We start from the raw sequence: 17043 nt of genomic DNA, 5'->3' as shown, positions 1-17043 counted from the left end.
CGACATCATTGTCGTCGCCATCAACGACATCATTGTCGTCGCCATCAACGACATCGTCGTCGTCGTCGGTCTCGTCGTCCGCGCCGCCGCTCTGCTGCTCGCGCAGGTAGTCGACGACGCGCTGCAGGGCGTCGTCGCTGTAGCGGGCGCCCTGGTACATGTAGCCGTCCTGCCACGGCGGCATGACCGCCCCGGTCGGCACGAGGATGCCATGGCGGAGGATGGCCAGGATCTGCTGCTCGCTGTGGCGGTCGAACACGTTGGTCAGCGACGGTCCCACGCCGCCTTGCAGCTCGGCACCGTGGCACCGTGCGCAGTTGTTGGCGAACAGGTCCTCGCCGCTCTCCCCCTCGGCGTCGGAGATCTGGCTGACGGCGACGCCGTCCTCCTCCGCGTCCACCTGGTTGGCGAGGATCCAGTTGGTGATGTCCTCGATCTGGTCGTCCACCATGGGGCCGTCGTGCGCCTGGCCCCATGCCGGCATGGGGGTGCCGGGGCGGCCGCGCTCGATGGTGCTCTTGATGAACTCCTCGATGTCGGTGATGTTGTCGCTGTCCTGGTAGCGGGCGACGATGTTGGTCAGCGCGGGCGCCGGCCACGCGCTGTCGGGGTCGTCGGGCGCCTGTGTGGCGCCGCCACCACCGTCGGCCCCGTGGCACTCCGCGCAGAACATCGCGAAGTCCGCCTCGCCCCGGACCACCGACTCGACGAAGAAGCTCTGCTGCTCGGCGTTCAGTCGCCGGTCCTCGTTCAACCAGTAGATCGGGAAGAAGACGGCGAAGAAGAGCGTCAGGACGACCCCCCAGGCCATGTAGCGCTCGATGACGGTCTTCTCGAGCTCTTCGTCGGAGTAGCCGGGCCGCATGGCGGGCGGCACGTCCTCGTAGGCCCGTTTGGAGCGCCGCGAGTTCAGGATCAGGACACCGAACACCACCAGCCCGGCAAGGGCGAGGATCCCGATCGCGAGGGTCGTTGTCGTCACAGGTGTCTACCTTCGTACCGCTGGGGCAGGGGCCGGGAGGCTAACCAATGCAGCTCGGGCCCTCGCGCGGCTGATCGAGCACACCGGCACCACGCGACGGCCCGCTGATGACCTCCGAGGTGTCCACCTGCAGGACGCCGTCGACGACCTCCGTCCGGAAGCGGTCCAGCCCGCGCGGCGCAGGGCCTTCCTGGTACTCGCCCCAGCGGTTGTAGCCCGAGCCGTGGCAGCCGCACTCCAGCCACTGGGAGCTCTGGCACCACGGGACCTTGCACCCGAGGTGGACGCACGTCCAGAACAGGGCCATGATCCGCGCGCCGTTGGTGAGCTCGGCGTAGCTGCCGTCGGGGTCGTTGGCTTCGTCGTACTCCACCAGGTAGCTGCGCCCGGAGCCGAACTCGTAGGGCTCCTCGTTCGCGCGGATCTCCTCGAGGATCGCCTCCTCGTCGTCGACCTCGAGCACCGCGCCGAAGCCGCCCCGCAGGTCCGGCCACAGGAAGGCCAGCGAGGCGGCGCTGAACCCGCCCAGGACCCCGACCCAGCCGAAGGCCATCGACCCGCGCAGGAACGCGCGCCGAGACGGGCCGGTGGGTTTCTTGCGCGCGGGGGGCGTGCCCGCAGGCCCCCCGCCACCCGACGGTGGGGTCCCGGAGCCGGCCGGGCCGGCGGCCGACGCCATCTGCAGCTGGCGGCCGATCTCGCAGTCGGGCGACAGCGGACGCAGCATCAGCGCGGGACGGGTCTCCACGTACGCCGCAGGGTTGCTGCGGCGAGCCAGCCAGTAGACGAGCGCCGACAGACCGGCCACGGAGGCCAGGATCACGAGCGCGACGGTTGACATCTCAAAGCTCCTTACAGGACGAACCACATGCCGTCGACCCACGGCCAGACCCAGTTGAAGCCGGGCCCCCGGAAGAACGAACCGACGGTCACGAGGGTGGCGTTGAAGAGCAGGGCGAAGGAGAAGCCGACGATGGCGGTCTTGCGATTCTCCGGCCGGACGGACGGGTTCTTGTCGATGTAGGGCAGCGCCATCCCGACGATGATCCCGACGGTCGGGATCGTGACGCCGGCGATCATCGGGTGGAAGTACGCGAGCATCTCCTGCAGGCCCATGAAGTACCACGGGGCCTTGGACGGGTCAGGGGTGACGTTGGCGTTGGCGAGCTCCAGCAGCGGGGCGCTCATCAGCATCGAGAAGACCACGAGGAACGCCGTCACCGCCATGAGGGCGAGGAACTCGGCGGTGATCAGGTGCGGCCACGTGTAGACCTTGTCCTCCTGCTTGCTGCGGATCTGCTGGATGCCGGTCGGGGGGACCATCGCGAGCAGGCGGTGGGTGTGGTCCTGGCCCGCGTAGCGGCTGGCGGTGCGCTGGCCGCCGCCGTTGTCCTTCTGGGCCAGGGCAGCCTGCACCCGGGCTTGGCGCTCTTCCGGGGTCAGTGCCCCGCCGGAGCGCGTGGCCACCCCACCGCCCGCGGCAGCGGTCCCGCCCGCCTCCGACTGGCCCGCGCCGGCCGTCGCAGCCGCCGCGGGCTTGGCCGCAGCGCCACCGCCGTCGCCGGCCTCGGCCTCCGTCGCCTTCTTCGCACGGATGGCGGCGGCCTTGGCCTTCGCGCGGGCGATGCGCTCGCTCTTGCCCTGCGCGATCAGGTCGTCGTAGACCTGCTGGTCCATCTCGACTTCTTCTTCAGCCATCCCGTGCTCCTCGTGGGCGGGTGTGACCCTGATGTGGACTGGTGCCGGGGCCCCCTACAGCGGACCGGAGATCCCACCGTCCTTCCGGATGCGCCAGAAGTGCACCGCCAGGAAGAGGGTCAGGATGAACGGGAAGGCCAGCACGTGCAGCACGTACCAACGCAGCAGCGTGTCCGGACCCACTTCGACCCCGCCGATCAGCACGAACTGCACCTGTTGGCCGAACACCGGTGTGAACCCGGCCATGTTCGTCCCGACCGCCACCGCCCAGAGGGCGAGCTGGTCCCAGGGCAGCAGGTAGCCGGTGAACGACAGCAGCAGCGTGAGGACGAGCAGGATGATGCCGATCACCCAGTTGAACTCGCGCGGCGGCTTGTAGGCCCCGTGGTAGAAGACGCGGGCCATGTGCAGGAAGACGGTCAGCACCATGCCGTGGGCGGCCCATCGGTGCAGGTTGCGCACGAGCTCGCCGAACGCCACCGTGTCCCGCAGGTTCTGCATGTCGATGTAGGCGAGCTCGTTGCCGGGACCGGCGGCGGGGCGGTAGAAGAACATCAGGAAGATGCCGGTGATGGTGAGCAGGATGAACAGGAAGAAGCTCAGCCCGCCGAGACAGTACGTGTAGGTGAGCTTGAGCCCGTGCCGCTTCACCTTCACGGGGTGCAGGTGGTAGAGCACGTTGTTCATGGCGGCCAGCGCCCGGTCGCGAGACGTGTCTCGGTAGCCCTTCCGGTAGATGGAACCCGGACGGAAGATGGACCGCCAGATGACGTTGTCCTGCGTCTTCTTCTTCAGGTCGCCGGGCGACGGGATCTTGCTCACTCAGGCGTTCCTCTCGGGCTCAGTTGTCGACGCGCCCCAGCCACAACGCGTCGGAGGGGCAGCGCTCCACGCAGATGGAGCAGCGGGTGCACTCGTTGTCGTCGATGACGAACACCGCGTTCGCGGTGGTCGCCAGCGTCATGACCTCGGTGTTCTCGGCTTCCTTGATGATCCCGGGCGACATCATGAAGATGCACTCCCACGGGCAGACGTCCTCACAGGCTCGGCACAGGATGCACAGCTCGGGCGTCAGCCCGATGTGGCGCTTGGGCTTCACCCGTTCCTGCAGCCAGTTCGGGTCGACGGTCTCGATCCGGTAGTCATCGAAGATCTCGGGGTGGAGGCCCTTGTCGGTCAGTCCCATCTCGGCGTCCTATCGCGTCGGCGGCGCTTGCGTTCCCGTGGCTCCCATGGTGCCGCAAGAGCCACCTACTTGTAACCACCGGTCTTCGAACCGGACTCCTCGCCCTCCATGAGCCCTCGGGGGAAGCGACGCTGGATGGCCAGGGCCGCGACGCAGAACGCGGCGATCCCCATGATCGTCAGACCCATCGCGACGCTGTCGCGGAAGACCTGGTAGAAGTTGTCGGCGCCGGGCAGCGCCGACGGGATGACGGTGCCCTCCAGCAGCCCGGCCTGCCCGTCGGCGAAGTACACCCACGCCGATGGCAGGATGCCGAACCCCCAGAACATGCCGACGGTGATCGCCATCACCCCGAAGATGGACGACAGCCAGCCCCGGGTGGGGCGCAGCTTGAACGCCAGGAAGGTCATGAGCAGGGCGAAGGCCAGGTAGCCGAGCATGATCGCCAGGCCGTACCACCCGTCCCCGAACGCCCACAGGCCGCGCATGGCCTCGGGAAGGGCGCTGAAGAAGTCACCCACCCAGTCCACGCACATCCCTTTCCGTGTCGGTCCGTCCGCCTCTCCGCGGCACGGACTTTACCCGGTGGGGCGGGGGTACCGCCAACCGAGGCCCGGTCAGCGTCACGCCTCGATCCCCAGGTAGCGCTCCATGAGGTCGGAAAGCTGCTCCTCGTCGAGGATGCCGGTGTGGCGGTACACGATCGTGCCGGCTTCGTCGACCAGCAACGTGGTCGGCATCCCGATGCCGCGCACGGCGTTCAGGAAGTCTCCGGTGGGGTCGCTCGCCAGCTCGTAGGTGATGGCGAGCTCGTCGACGAACGCCCGCGCGGCGTCGTGGTCGGGGTCGCGGTAGTTCACGCCGAGGACCGTGGCCCGGCCCGCGAGGGCCTCGGACATGTCCTGCAGCTCGGGCATCTCCGCGACGCAGGGCGCGCACCAGCTGGCCCAGAAGTTGACCACCAGCGGCGTGCCGCGGAAGGCGGCCAGCGCCACGGGCGCCGCGTCCTCACCGAAGCCGGGGAGCTCGGTGGCGGGCATGGGCATCGACTCGGCCCCGCTGACGGGGCCGAGCCCGGGCGCATCGGCGCTGCCGGCGGGCCCGCCGCGGTCCTGGGCGCTGACCAGCATGGTGACCCCCAGCGCGCCCGCCGCGAACGCGAGCCCCACCAGCAGGCTCAGCACCACCGTCTTGCGGCCACCGGCGGAGGGTTGGGTGGCCGGGGGCTCGGTGTCCATACGCCCAGGGTAACGACGCCGGTTCCGGGCAGGTTCCGGGCCCGGGGTCTAGACGAGGGTGGCCGCCACCGCGCCCGCGGCGGTGATCGTGTCCTCGACGTCCTGGTCGGTGTGGGCGAGGCTCACGAAGAGCGCCTCGTAGCCCGACGGCGGCAGGTAGTGCCCGCGCGCCAGCATGCCGGTGAAGAACGCGGCGTAGCGGTCGTGGTCGGCCGCCCGGGCCCCCGGGTAGTCCCGGACCGGCTCACCGGTGCCGAAGAAGACGCTGAACAGGCTGCCGGCACGCTGCACCACCGCGGGCAGGCCCACCGCGGCGAACGCGGCCGACAGTCCCGCGATCAGGCGGTCCGCGACGTCGTCCAGCCGGGCGTACGCCGCCGCGTCGAGCAGGCGCAGCTGTGCCTGGCCCGCCGCCACGGCCACCGGGTTGCCGCTCAGCGTGCCCGCCTGGTACACGGGCCCGGCCGGGGCCAGCTGCTCCATCAGGGTCGCGCGCCCGCCGAGGGCCGCCAGCGGGAACCCGCCCCCGACCACCTTGCCGAACATCGCCAGGTCCGGGGTGACGCCGGACAGCTCGGCCGCGCCGCCGCGCGCGACGCGGAACCCGGTCATGACCTCGTCGAAGCACAGCAGGGCCCCGTGGCGGGCCGTGATCTCGCGCAGGAAGGCGAGGAAGCCGGCCTCGGGGGGGACGACGCCCATGTTGGCGGCGACGGGTTCGCAGACGAGCACGGCGATGTCCTCCCCGTGCTCGGCGAAGACCGCCTCCACGCCGGCCCGGTCGTTCCAGCCGACCACGAGGGTGTCGGCGACCGCCCCGGCGGTCACCCCCGGCGAGTCGGGCAGCCCGAGGGTCGCGACGCCGCTGCCGGCCTCGGCGAGCAGTGCGTCGGCGTGGCCGTGGTAGTGGCCGGCGAACTTCACGACCTTCGCGCGGCCGGTGGCGGCGCGGGCGACCCGCAGCACGCTCATCCCGGCCTCGGTGCCGCTGGAGACCAGGCGCACCCGCTCCGCTGCGGGATAGCGGCCACGGATCTCCTCGGCGAGCTCGACCTCCGCCGCGGTCGGCGCCCCGAAGCTGGAGCCGCGTTCGAGGGCGTCACGGGCGGCGGTGACCACGGCGGGGTGGGCGTGCCCGGCGATCAGCGGCCCCCAGCTCAGCACGTAGTCGCGGTAGGCCGTGCCGTCGACGTCGGTGATGGTGGCCCCAGACCCCGACGCCATGAACCGGGGCGTGCCGCCGACTGCGCGGAATGCGCGGACCGGGGAGCTGACCCCACCGGGGATGACCGCCTGGGCGCGGGCGTACAGCGCCTCGGACAGCGCCGGGCGTCCCACTAGGCGTTGACCTTGGTGGTGCGGTCCGCCTCCGGCGTGACACCGAAGTTGTCCGCGTACAGGGCGGCGATACGGTCGAGCTCCCCGGCGGTGAGGTCGGCCACGTCGGCGGCGGCGGCGAACTCGTCGATCTCGGCGCGCGAGTAGATGTTCGGCAGAGTGGTGGCGACCTGCTCGTCGGCGAGGATCCAACGCAGCGCCGCCTGCCCGAGCGTGCGCCCCCCTGCGAGGAAGTCCAGGGCGGCGACCTTCTGCACCCCCTCGACCAGCCAGCTGCGCGGCCGGTGCCGGCGGTGGTCGCCGGCCGGGAAGACGTGGTCGGCGGTGAGGTTGCCCTCGAGCAGGCCGCTGGAGTGGGGCACGCGCACGATCATCCTGGTGTCGGTCTCGCGGGCGGCGGCCAGCAGGTCGCGGCCGGGGTCCTGCTCCAGGATGTTGTAGATCATCTGCACGGCGGCGAGGTCACGGGTGCGCATGCCGTGCACGCCCTCGTCGCGCCAGCCGATCTTGGGCCCCAGCGCCATGCCGTAGCTGCGGATCTTGCCCGCCTGGCGCGCCTCGTCGAGGAAGGCGAACAGCGCGTCGTCGTCGAGGTGGGCCAGGCGCGGGTTGTGCAGCTGGTAGACGTCGACGCGGTCGGTGCCGAGGCGGCGCAGGCTCGCGTCGAGGTCGCGGCGGACGCTGGCGATGTCGGTCTTGTGCGGTCGTTCCTGCTGGCCGCGGCGCGTGTCGGTCGCCTCCAGGTCGTAGCCGAACTTGGTGCCGATCACGATCTGCTCGCGCACGCCCCCGAGCGCCTCGGCCAGCACCTGCTCGGCGTAGCCCTCCGCGTAGGCGTTGGAGGTGTCGAAGAAGGTGATCCCCGCGTCGAAGGCCGCGCGGTGCAGGTCGATGGCCTGCTCCTTCGTGTACTCCCCCCACCAGCCCGTGGTCATCGTCCAGTTGCCGAAGCCGACCTCGCTGACCTCGATGCCGGGGGCGAGCTGGCGGTAGCGCATGGTCTGCTCCTCGATGACGTTCGGTGCTGTCCGGCCAACGATCCTATCGCCGTGCCGAGCCGGCGCGGCCGTGGCGGCTGCCCCCTCGACTTTCCCGCGCCGGCGCGGGAAAGCTCGCCCCAGCGACCCCCGTGCACCACACCGGCTCCCTGAGGGCCCTCGACTTTCCCGCGGCTCGCGCGCGAACGGTCAGTGCAGGCGCCGGGCCATCCACCCGGCGGCGTAGGTGATGAGCAGGTCGGCGCCGGCGCGGTGGATGGACCGCAGCGTCTCGTCCATCACCGCGTCACCGTCGATCCAGCCGCGGTCGGCGGCGGCGTGCACCATCGCGTACTCCCCGGACACGTGGTAGGCGGCCAGGGGCAGCCCGGTGGCCTGCTGCACGCGCCAGACGAGGTCCAGGTAGGCCACGGCGGGCTTGACGAGCAGCACGTCGGCGCCCTCGGCGACGTCGGCCAGGGCCTCGCGCACGCCCTCGTCGGCGTTGCTCGGGTCGAGCTGGTAGCTGGCGCGGTCCCCGAACGAGGGGGCGCACTCGGCGGCGTCGCGGAACGGCCCGTAGAACGCCGAGGCGTACTTCGTGCAATAGCTCATGACGCCGACCGCCTCGGCGTGGCCGGCGTCGTCCAGCGCCGCGCGGATCGCGTCCACCTGCCCGTCCATCATCCCCGAGGGGGCGACCAGGTCCGCGCCGGCGGCGGCCTGGCTGACCGCGGCCCGCGCGTAGGACGCCAGCGCGGCGTCGTTGTCGACGCTGCCGTCGGGGCGCAGCGGGCCGCAGTGGCCGTGGTCGGTGTACTCGTCCAGGCAGGTGTCGGCCAGCAGCACCACGTCGTCGCCGTGGTCGTCGCGCAGCGCCCGCAGCGCGCGCTGCACGACCCCGTCGGGGTTCCACGCCTCGCTGCCCTGGGCGTCCTTGCGGGCCGGCACCCCGAACACCAGCAGGGCGCGCACGCCGGCGGCCCGCAGCTCCTTGGCCTCGGTTCTCAGGCTGTCGAGGGTGTGCTGCACCACCCCGGGCATCGAGCCGACGGCCGCCGGCTCGGTAAGGCCCTGCTTGACGAACAGCGGCGCCACCAGCTGCTCGGGATGCAGCCGCGTCTCGCGCACCAGGCCGCGCAGGGCCGGCGTGCGCCGCAGGCGCCGCGGCCGGCCGGTCGGGAAGGGCGCGGATGGCATACCGTCGAGGATAGTCCCGATACGGTAGGGCGCCATGGACATCATGGAGGAGCTGAACGGCCTGGTCGACCGCCTCGGCGGCGTCGACACAACCCTGGGGATCGTGGTGCTCGTCGTCGCGGTGCTCGTGATGGTCAAAGCGGCGAAGCTCGCCATCAAGCTCGCGATGATCCCCGTCGTGCTCGCGGGCCTGTACCTGTGGTTCGGCGTCAACGGGTCGTGACCCGACCCGCCCCCCCCGCCCGGCGAGGACGGCTCGGCACCCCCGAAACTCGAGGATCCGGTAGTCGACCCCGGCTGAGCACCGGTCAGTCGTCGCCGAGCGCCTCGAGGTCCGCACGGTCCTGCCACCGGCCGCTCGCCGCCTTGTTGCGTCGGAGATCCTCCAGCGAGATGAACGGGACCGACACGCGGCTGAGGGCGGCCTCGATGCGGCGGTCATAGGCCTCGGCGAAGTCGACCCCGTCGATCGAGGTCAGCAGGTCGATGCGCAGCGGTGGGTACCCGAGCTGCACGACCCGGCCGGGCGTGCTGAAGTCCTCGACGGTGAGGCCGACGTCCCCGAAGCCGAAATCCTCCAGCGCGGCGAGGACCGCCCGGGCGTTGGCGTCGTCGACCAGGAGCCATACGTCGAGGTCGCCGGTGTAGCGGGGGTGGCCATGGAACGCGACGGCGTAGCCGCCGACGACGAGGAAGCGCACGTCATGGACGCGCAACGACGCGATGAACTCGCTGAAGTTGTGGTCGAGCTCCATCGTCCCACCCGTGATGGCGCCGCCGGAGCTCCTCCACGTGGGCGACGCGTTCGGCGGCGGGCACGCTCCGCCAGTACGTGGTGGCGTCGTCGCGCTCGCCGAGCTGCTTTCGGACCACGATGCGCGCGACACGATCCATAGGGGGCCATGATACCGGCTGGCCGGCCTGACCTACCGGGAGGTTGCGGCGGCGACCACTGCCGCAACCAGCCCGTCGAGGTCGTGCGGGTCGGCCTCGGCGTCCACCCGCAGGCCGAGCTCGCGGCAGGTCGCCGACGTCACCGGTCCGATCGAGGCGACGCGCAGGGCCGGGGCCACCTCGCCCCCGACCAGGGCGACGAAGTTGCGCACCGTCGAGGACGACGCGAACGCCGCCACGTCGATGTCGCCCGCGGCCAGCCGCTCCCGCACCGGCAGGGGCAGGCCCGCAGCGGGGGCGGTGCGGTAGGCCTCGACCTCGGTGGTGTCCCAGCCGGCCGCGTCGAGGGCCTCGGTCAGCGCCGGCGTGGCGAGGTCGGCGCGGGCCAGCAGGATCCGCGCGGGCTGGTGGCCGGCGACGAGCGCGTCGGCCAGGCCCCGCGTGGTGAAGCGGTCGGGCACGACATCCGCGCGCAGCCCGCGCCCGGCCAGCGCGTCGGCGGTACCGGGGCCGACCGCGGCGATGCGCACGCCGGCGAACAGGCGGGCGTCGAGGCCCAGCGCCTCGACCTGCTCCCACAGACCCGCGACGCCGTTGGCCGAGGTCAGCGCCAGCCAGTCCCACGCACCGGCGGCGACCCGCGCCAGGCAGGCGCGCAGCCGCTCGGGGTCCCGCGTCGGCTCGATGGTGATCGTCGGCGCCTCGACGGGCTCGGCCCCGAGCGCGCGCAGACGTCCCGACAGCTCCGAGGCCTGGTGGCGGGTCCGGGGCACCAGCACCGACACGCCGTGCAGCGGCCGGCGCGCGCGGACCCACGGTGCCTGCTCGGGCTCGAACCAGCCGATCTGGTCGCGCAGCGCCACCACGTCGCCCACGACGATGATCGCGGGGTTGGCGAACCCGGTGGCCGCGACGCGCGTGGCGATGTCGTCCAGCGTCCCGGTCAGCGTCTCCTGGCGCGGCGTGGTGCCCCAGCGCACCACCGCGACGGGCGTGGAGGCCGGCTTGCCCGCGGCCACCAGCGCGGCGGCGATCTCAGGCAGGCGCCCGACCCCCATGTACAGCAGCAGCGTCCCGGGAAAGGCCGCGAGGGCGTCGTAGTCGACCTGGGTGTCGGGCTTGGTCGGGTCCTCGTGGCCGGTGACGACCGCGAAGGCCGGTGCCACGCCGCGGTGGGTGACCGGGATGCCCGCGTACGCGGGCACCGCCACCCCGGCGGTCACCGCCGGCACCACCTCGAAGGGGACACCCGCCGCGACGCACGCCGCCGCCTCCTCCGAGCCCCGCCCGAGCACGAACGGGTCACCGCCCTTCAGCCGCACGACCGCCTCGCCGGCGAGCGCGCGCTCGACCAGCAGGGCGTTGATCTCCTCCTGGGACAGCGCGTGGCGGTCGGGCAGCTTGCCGACGTACACGCGCGCGCAGGCCTCGGGGCACAGCGTCAGCGCCTCGGGCGGGGCGAGCCGGTCGTAGGCCACGACCGTCGCCGTGGCGAGCAGCTGCGCGGCGCGCAGACCGAGCAGCCCCGGGTCGCCCGGGCCCCCGCCCACCAGGTGGACGGTCCCGCCCGTGGCCGGCGGCCCGCCGAACGGCACGCTCACGGGTGGGTCTCGGGAGCGGACGCGCGGGCCGCGGTGATCGCGTCGAGCAGCTCGGCCCCGCCGGCAGCGACCATCTGGTCGGCGAGCGACGCGCCGAGCGCCTCGGGCTGGTCCTCGGGCCCGGTGTCGGACATCCGCAGCACCCGCCGGCGGCCGGGGTCGCCCAGCATGCCGAGCAGCTCCAGGCGCTGTCCGCCCTGTGCCGGCGACAGGGTGGCCAGGGCGCCGACCGGGGCGAGGCAGCCGCCACCGAGCCGTCGCAGGAACGCCCGCTCGGCACGCACCGTGCGGTGTGTGGCGTCATGGTCGATCTGGGCGCAGGCCGCCAGGGCGACCTCGTCCTGCTGGCGGCACTCCACCGCCAGCGCGCCCTGCGCGGGCGCCGACAGCACCTCCCCCGCCTCCAGTGGCACCGCCTTCAGCGGCAGGCCGAGGGCACCGACCCCGCCGTCGGCCTCCGGCACGTACAGCCGCCGGAGGCCGGCGAACGCCACGACCACCGCGTCGTACTCGCCGTCGGCCACCTTGCGCAGGCGCGTGTCGAGGTTGCCCCGCACCGCCAGCACCTGCAGGCTCGGCCGGGCCCGCAGCAGCTGCACCCGCCGGCGCTCCGAGCTGGTGCCCACCGTCGCCGTCGCGGCCAGGGCGGCAAGGCCCCGGCCGTCGCGGGTGACGAGCAGGTCCCGGGGGTCCTCGCGCTCGGGCACCGCCCCGATGACCAGCCCCGCAACCGGGTCGCTCGGCAGGTCCTTGTAGGAGTGGATCGCCAGGTCGACGTCGCCGGCCCGCAACGCCGCGCGGATCGTGTCGACGAACAGGCCCTTCACGTCGAACTCACCGATGGCACGGTCGGATTGGAGGTCGCCGGTGGTGGCCATCGCCACCAACGTGAACTCGGTGCCGGCGCGCGCCGCGAGCAGCTGACCGGTCTGGTGGGACTGCGCGCGCGCAAGAGCGGAACGCCGCGTGGCGATGCGCAGCACGGGGCGCCCTTCTCGAGAGGATCTACTCGGGCAGGTCGAACAGCTCGCGCAGGGCCGCGCCGTGCGCGTCGTCACCGCGGTCGGCGGCCGCCTTCAGCCGGACCGTCGGCGTGTGCAGCAAGGTGTTGACGATCCGGCGGGTGAGCGCGTCCACGACGGCCTGCTGACCCGCGTCGAGGTCGCCGAGGCGGGCGCCGTGCCGCCGCACCTCGGCCTCGCGCACCTCCTCCGCGCGCGCGCGCAGCGCCGCGATGGTGGGCTCGACCCGGACGCTGCGCGTCCAGGCGGCGAAGCGCTCTGCCTCGGCCGCCACGATGGCCCGCCCCTTGGCGATCTCGGCCGGCAGCCCCCCCGCCTGCTCCCCGTCCGGCGCGGACGTCGCCGGGGTGTCGGTCACCACGCGGATCGCGTCGATGTCCAGGACCGTGACGCCGGGCAGGCCCGCACAGGCCGCGTCCACGTCGCGCGGCACCGCGAGATCGACCAGCACCAGGGGGCGGTCGGGCCGGGCGGCCATGGCGTCGCGGACCATGTCGTGGTCGACCACCGGGCTGGAGGCGCCCGTGGAGCACAGCACCAGGTCGGCGGCGGCGAGCCCCTCGGCCAGACCCCCCAGTGCCACGACCTGCCCGCCGACCTTCGCGGCCAGGCGCTCGGCCTTGTCGGGTGTGCGGTTGGCCACGAGGATGCGCTCGGCCGTGCCGGCGAGGCGGTCAGCGCCCATCCCCCCCATCTTGCCGGCCCCCACGACCAGGACGGTGCGTCCCTCGAGGTCGCCCAGCACCTGGCGGGCGGCCTCGAGTCCGACGTCGACCATGGAGGATGCGCCGGAGGAGATGCCGGTCTCGCGGCGGGCTTCCTTGCCGACCTTCAGCGCGCGGCGGAACAGCGCCGACAGCATCCGTCCGGCGGTGCCCTCGGCCTCGGCCTCGGCGAACGCCTGCTTGACCTGCAGCTGGATCTGCCGCTCGCCGACCACCATGGAGTCCAGCCCGGCGGTGACGCCGAACAGGTGGGTGGCCGCCTGGTGGTCGTAGTGGTCGTAGGTGAGGTCGACGAAGTCCTCCGGCGCCACGCCGCTCCACTCCGAGAAGAAGCGCCGCAGGTCGGCGAGCCCCCCGTGGAAGCGGGAGACCGCGGCGTAGACCTCGACGCGGTTGCACGTGGACAGCACGACCGCTTCGAGCACGTGCTCGCGCTGGGCCAGGGAGGTCAGCGCCTTGGGGATGTCCTCGTGGGCGACTGCGACCCGCTCGAGGAGCCCGACGGGGGCCGTCTTGTAGTTCAGTCCGAGGACGAGCAAAGACACGCCAGCGCCAGTTCTCTCGCAGATGGGTCGTCGCCATTGCGCAACGCCTTCAGGATATCGGCCATCGGCAGCGAGCGCCAAGCGGCGCGCCGGGCACCGCCGTCGAGGTGCTCCAGCCGCCGGCGCACGTCGGGAGCGGCGCGCAGGTCGGCGAGCAGCTCGACCAGCGCCCCGTACTCCGGCCCGTACCGGGCGCTGAGGTCGACGCGCACGTGGCGTGCCACCGCGGGGACCCGCCCCCCCGTCGACACCGCCACCATGAAGTCGCCGTGGCGCACGGTGCCGAGCAGCGCGGCCGTGCCGTGCGCGTCGTCGGACGCGGCGTCGGCGTCGGGGGCGGGCCGGTCGGTGCGCACACAGAAGGTGGCCTGTGCCGCGGCGTCGGCGGCGACGCGGGCGTTGACCGCCCCCTCGGCGGTGGCGGCCACGACCAGGAAGGCGCCAGCCAGGTCGCCCGGGGCGTAGGTGCGCGCGTGCCAGACCAGCCGGCGGGCCCCGGCGGCCTCGCGGATCTCGCCGACGGCGTCGGGTGCCACCACGGTGAGCGCGGCCCCCGCGTCCAGCAACGGCGCGGTCTTGGCGGCCGCCACCGGTCCGGCTCCGACGGCCACGACCCGCCGGCCCGCCACGTCGACCGCCAGCGGGACCCCGGCGCTCACTCCGGGCGGCCTGGCCGGTCCGGGTCGTCGACGACCGCGGCGAGCCGGGCACGGGCGGTGCCGCGTCGCACCGACTCCTCGGCGGCCCGGCGCTGCTCGTAGAAGGACAGGATCTGCAGCTCGATCGACAGGTCGACCTTGCGCAGGCTCACGCCGTCGGGGACGTTCAGGACGGTCGGCGCGAAGTTCAGGATCGACGTGATGCCGGCGGCCACGAGCCGATCGGCGACGTCCTGGGCCACGCCGCCGGGCACGGCCAGCACGCCGATGGAGATCTCGTGCTCCTTGACCACCCGCTCGATGTCGTCGACGTGCTCGACGACCAACCCCGCGAGGCTGCGCCCCACCTTGTCACGGTCGGCGTCGAGCAGCGCCGCGATGCGAAAGCCCCGCTGCTCGAACCCGCTGTACTCCGCCAGGGCGCGGCCGAGGTTGCCGATGCCGACCAGGCACACGGCCCAGTCCTGGGTGAGCCCGAGCTCGCGGCTGATCTGGTGGATGAGGTACTCGACGTCGTAGCCCACCCCCCGGGTGCCGTAGGAGCCGAGATAGGACAGATCCTTGCGGATCTTGGCGGAGTTGACGCCAGCAGCGCTGGCCAGGGAGTCGCTCGACACGGTGTGGGTCCCGACCTCGGCCATGTCCACGAGCGCCCGCAGGTAGACCGGCAGACGGGCCACGCTCGCGTAGGGGATCTGCCGGGACACCGGGTCTCCTTGCCGTCCTCGCCACGTGCGGGCCGCGCCCGCCTTTCACAATGGTACGTGCGGTGCTGTCGCGGCTCAAAGGCCGCGGGACCCCCACGGGGTTGGTCGGGGGAGTTGGTCGGGCGCGAGGCTTGACGCCGGCCATCGAGCACGGAACCATGGTCATCGCGGACGTCCATCCACCCATCGAAGTCCCGCGGCCTCCCGTGTCCCCGGAGCCGCATGGTGACAGATGGCCAGACCGAGAGCAGGGACACGATGGGTCGCGACCGGGGATCCGAACGGCCCGGCGCCGAGCCCACCGCTGCCCGTGCGCTTGATGGGGCGACCGACGACATGGCCACGCTGGTGGCTGCCCGCGACCGGGCGATGGCGCTGCAGCGCATCACCGCGGCGCTGTCGCAGGCCGCGACGGCCGACGCGGCCCTCGACGTCGTCCTCACCGAGCTGGTCGCCGGCGTGGACGGCGACGGCGCGGCCACCGCCCTCCTCGACGACACGGCGGGGATGCTGCACGTGCGGGGCGCCATCGGCTACCAGGCGTCGATCGTGGAGTCGCTGCGCCAGTTCGACGTCGACTCACCGTTGCCCCTGGCGTTGGCGGTGCGCCGGCGGCGACGCGTGTTCTACCCCGACAGGGCCAGCACCGTGGCCGACAACCCCGGGATCGAGCAGCTGGTCCCCGTGCTGCGGGACCGGGCCCTCGGCGCGTGGCCGTTGATCGTGACCGACCGGGTCATCGGCAGCATCGGCCTGACCTGGGCGGGGCCGCACCAGCTCAGCGACGACGCCCTGTCGTTCATCGACGCGGTCGCCGGGCAGCTCGCCCAGGCCGTGGACCGTGCCCGGCTCTACGATGCGGAGGCGCAGGCCCGCCGCAAGGCCGAGAAGACCGCCGGCCAGCTGGCGTTCCTCGCCGAGGCCTCACGGGTCCTCGGGGCCACGCTGGACCTGGACGAGACCCTCAAGCGGCTGGCCGACACCGTGGTCCCGCGGCTGGCCGACTGGTGTGTGGTGTACCTGCGCGACGATCGCGGGGAGCCCCTGCCGGTCGCCGTCAGCCACCAGGACCCCGAGCGGGTGGCCCTGGTCGAGGAGCTGCAACGGCGATGGCCGGTGCGGCTGTCCGCCCCGGCGGGCGCGGGGCTGGTGATGCGCACCGGGCAGACCCAGGTCTTCGAGGACGTCACCGACGCGCTATTGCGCGACCTCGCCGAGAACGCCGACCACCTGGCGCTGCTGCGCGCCGTGGAGCTCGGCTCGGGCGCCGTGGTCCCCCTGCGCATCCGCGGGCGGGTCGTGGGCGCCATGGCGTGCGCCAACAGCCGGCAGCGCTCCCTCGACCAGGAGCACGTCGCCCTCCTGCGGGAGGTCGCCGGCCGCGCCGCCGTCGCCGTCTCCCACGCGCAGGCCTACGCGGAGCGCAGCGCGGTCGCTGACGAGCTGCAGCAGAGCCTGCTGCCCGCCCGGCTGCCCGAAGTCCCCGGACTGGAGGTCGCCGTGCGCTACCGCGCCGCGGGTGCGGGCGTGGAGGTGGGCGGGGACTTCTACGACCTGTTCGCCGGTCGGGGCGGGCGGTGGATACTCGCCATCGGCGACGTGTGCGGCAAGGGGGTGGCGTCCTCGGCCGTCACCGGTCTGGCCCGGCACACCATCCGGTGCGCGGCCCTGCACAGCCGCAGCCCGCGGCGGATCCTGGCGGACCTGAACACGATGCTGCTGCGCGCCGACGCCGAGCACACCGACGACGAGGCCATGGAGCCGCGCTTCGCCACCGTGTGCCTGGCCGGAGTCATCCCGGGCGAGGACGTCACCAGTGTGACGCTGTGCAATGCCGGGCACCCGCTGGCCATGCTGGTGGGGGCCGACGGCACCGTGACGGCGGTGGGCGAGCCCGGTCCCCTGCTCGGGGTCTTCGACGCCCCGGCGCTGACCGAGCGGACCGTGCGCCTGCGGCCCGGTGATGCGCTGGTCTTCTACACCGACGGCGTCAGCGAGCGCCGTGCGGGGGACGCCTACTTCGAGGACGACCTGCCAGCCGTGCTGAGCGGGCTCGCCGACGCCTCCGCCGACGTGCTCGCCGAGAAGCTGCAGCACGCGGCGCTGACCTTCGGTGCCGCGCCCCCCGCCGACGACATGGCCATGGTGGTGCTGCGTCAGCCCCGGGACTGACCCCGTCCCCGGACGGATGGCCCGGCCACACCACCACCCACACAGTGGCCGCGTGGCCCGGCGACTCCCCCGGGCACGTGGCCCGGCCACACCACCACC

At 73.0% G+C, this 17043-nt stretch carries 17 protein-coding genes and 1 pseudogene; 2 read left to right on the top strand and 16 right to left on the bottom strand.

The features are described 5' to 3' along the window. From WD250_05340 to hemB, 10 genes are all read right to left on the bottom strand, one after another. The coding region (locus tag WD250_05340; GenBank protein MEX2619624.1) for a c-type cytochrome at positions 1 to 982 on the bottom strand (982 nt) is incomplete at its 3' end. Between the two features lie 40 nt (positions 983 to 1022). Further along, the gene (locus WD250_05335) at positions 1023 to 1823 is read right to left on the bottom strand and encodes a Rieske 2Fe-2S domain-containing protein (GenBank protein MEX2619623.1); all 801 of its coding nucleotides are present in this window, start codon (positions 1821 to 1823) and stop codon (positions 1023 to 1025) included. Positions 1824 to 1834: 11 nt separating this feature from the next. After that, positions 1835 to 2680, bottom strand: coding sequence for a hypothetical protein (locus WD250_05330; protein MEX2619622.1), 846 nt, complete (start codon positions 2678 to 2680; stop codon positions 1835 to 1837). Between the two features lie 54 nt (positions 2681 to 2734). Next, the gene (gene extP, locus WD250_05325) at positions 2735 to 3502 is read right to left on the bottom strand and encodes a selenite/tellurite reduction operon b-type cytochrome ExtP (GenBank protein ID MEX2619621.1); all 768 of its coding nucleotides are present in this window, start codon (positions 3500 to 3502) and stop codon (positions 2735 to 2737) included. Positions 3503 to 3521: 19 nt separating this feature from the next. Then, positions 3522 to 3866 (bottom strand): 4Fe-4S binding protein, encoded by a 345-nt coding sequence (locus WD250_05320; protein ID MEX2619620.1) that lies wholly within the window; start codon positions 3864 to 3866, stop codon positions 3522 to 3524. A 65-nt stretch (positions 3867 to 3931) separates the two neighbouring features. Further along, positions 3932 to 4396: a hypothetical protein gene (locus tag WD250_05315; protein MEX2619619.1), complete on the bottom strand. Its 465-nt coding sequence runs from the start codon at positions 4394 to 4396 to the stop codon at positions 3932 to 3934. Positions 4397 to 4489: 93 nt separating this feature from the next. After that, positions 4490 to 5104, bottom strand: a complete 615-nt coding sequence (locus tag WD250_05310; protein MEX2619618.1) for a TlpA disulfide reductase family protein — start codon at positions 5102 to 5104, stop codon at positions 4490 to 4492. A gap of 48 nt (positions 5105 to 5152) precedes the next feature. Further along, positions 5153 to 6442, bottom strand: coding sequence for a glutamate-1-semialdehyde 2,1-aminomutase (gene hemL / locus WD250_05305; protein ID MEX2619617.1), 1290 nt, complete (start codon positions 6440 to 6442; stop codon positions 5153 to 5155). Further along, on the bottom strand, positions 6442 to 7440 hold the full coding sequence (locus WD250_05300) for an aldo/keto reductase (GenBank protein ID MEX2619616.1): 999 nt from the start codon (positions 7438 to 7440) through the stop codon (positions 6442 to 6444). The genes hemL and WD250_05300 overlap by 1 nt, the downstream gene beginning before the upstream one ends. A 189-nt stretch (positions 7441 to 7629) precedes the next feature. Continuing rightward, positions 7630 to 8619, bottom strand: coding sequence for a porphobilinogen synthase (hemB, locus tag WD250_05295; GenBank protein ID MEX2619615.1), 990 nt, complete (start codon positions 8617 to 8619; stop codon positions 7630 to 7632). Positions 8620 to 8653: 34 nt separating this feature from the next. Between hemB and WD250_05290 the strand changes: the two genes are divergently transcribed. After that, positions 8654 to 8842, top strand: coding sequence for a hypothetical protein (locus WD250_05290; protein ID MEX2619614.1), 189 nt, complete (start codon positions 8654 to 8656; stop codon positions 8840 to 8842). Positions 8843 to 8927: 85 nt separating this feature from the next. On the opposite strand, the gene WD250_05285 is transcribed toward WD250_05290, so the two are convergent. From WD250_05285 to WD250_05260, 6 genes and pseudogenes are all read right to left on the bottom strand, one after another. After that, positions 8928 to 9374: a DUF6036 family nucleotidyltransferase gene (locus tag WD250_05285; GenBank protein MEX2619613.1), complete on the bottom strand. Its 447-nt coding sequence runs from the start codon at positions 9372 to 9374 to the stop codon at positions 8928 to 8930. A 171-nt stretch (positions 9375 to 9545) separates the two neighbouring features. Next, the gene (gene cobA, locus WD250_05280) at positions 9546 to 11114 is read right to left on the bottom strand and encodes a uroporphyrinogen-III C-methyltransferase (GenBank protein ID MEX2619612.1); all 1569 of its coding nucleotides are present in this window, start codon (positions 11112 to 11114) and stop codon (positions 9546 to 9548) included. Next, the gene (gene hemC / locus WD250_05275) at positions 11111 to 12097 is read right to left on the bottom strand and encodes a hydroxymethylbilane synthase (GenBank protein MEX2619611.1); all 987 of its coding nucleotides are present in this window, start codon (positions 12095 to 12097) and stop codon (positions 11111 to 11113) included. Before hemC ends, cobA begins: the two co-directional genes overlap by 4 nt. 22 nt (positions 12098 to 12119) lie before the next feature. Further along, the gene (locus WD250_05270; protein ID MEX2619610.1) at positions 12120 to 13406 is read right to left on the bottom strand and encodes a glutamyl-tRNA reductase; all 1287 of its coding nucleotides are present in this window, start codon (positions 13404 to 13406) and stop codon (positions 12120 to 12122) included. Further along, a complete protein-coding gene (locus WD250_05265) occupies positions 13382 to 14065 on the bottom strand; it encodes an NAD(P)-dependent oxidoreductase (protein MEX2619609.1) in 684 nt (227 codons plus the stop codon). The genes WD250_05270 and WD250_05265 overlap by 25 nt, the downstream gene beginning before the upstream one ends. Then, positions 14062 to 14778: pseudogene (locus WD250_05260) on the bottom strand (redox-sensing transcriptional repressor Rex). Before WD250_05260 ends, WD250_05265 begins: the two are co-directional and overlap by 4 nt. Before the next feature lie 252 nt (positions 14779 to 15030). Between WD250_05260 and WD250_05255 the strand changes: the two are divergent. Then, positions 15031 to 16944, top strand: a complete 1914-nt coding sequence (locus tag WD250_05255) for a SpoIIE family protein phosphatase (GenBank protein ID MEX2619608.1) — start codon at positions 15031 to 15033, stop codon at positions 16942 to 16944. Positions 16945 to 17043 lie beyond the last annotated feature (99 nt).

The sequence above is a fragment of the Egibacteraceae bacterium genome (genome assembly GCA_040905805.1).
Classification (GTDB): domain Bacteria; phylum Actinomycetota; class Nitriliruptoria; order Euzebyales; family Egibacteraceae; genus DATLGH01.
Note: the sequence above shows the minus strand (reverse complement) of the source record. Positions and strands in the feature narration are given on the sequence as shown.

Coding starts and splice junctions, on each gene's coding strand:
- WD250_05335 (MEX2619623.1), bottom strand. CDS start 1,823: ATGTCAACCGTCGCGCTCGTGATCCTGGCCTCCGTGGCCGGTCTGTCG.
- WD250_05330 (MEX2619622.1), bottom strand. CDS start 2,680: ATGGCTGAAGAAGAAGTCGAGATGGACCAGCAGGTCTACGACGACCTG.
- WD250_05320 (MEX2619620.1), bottom strand. CDS start 3,866: ATGGGACTGACCGACAAGGGCCTCCACCCCGAGATCTTCGATGACTAC.
- WD250_05310 (MEX2619618.1), bottom strand. CDS start 5,104: ATGGACACCGAGCCCCCGGCCACCCAACCCTCCGCCGGTGGCCGCAAG.
- WD250_05300 (MEX2619616.1), bottom strand. CDS start 7,440: ATGCGCTACCGCCAGCTCGCCCCCGGCATCGAGGTCAGCGAGGTCGGC.
- hemB (MEX2619615.1), bottom strand. CDS start 8,619: ATGCCATCCGCGCCCTTCCCGACCGGCCGGCCGCGGCGCCTGCGGCGC.
- WD250_05290 (MEX2619614.1), top strand. CDS start 8,654: ATGGACATCATGGAGGAGCTGAACGGCCTGGTCGACCGCCTCGGCGGC.
- WD250_05285 (MEX2619613.1), bottom strand. CDS start 9,374: ATGGAGCTCGACCACAACTTCAGCGAGTTCATCGCGTCGTTGCGCGTC.
- WD250_05255 (MEX2619608.1), top strand. CDS start 15,031: ATGGGTCGCGACCGGGGATCCGAACGGCCCGGCGCCGAGCCCACCGCT.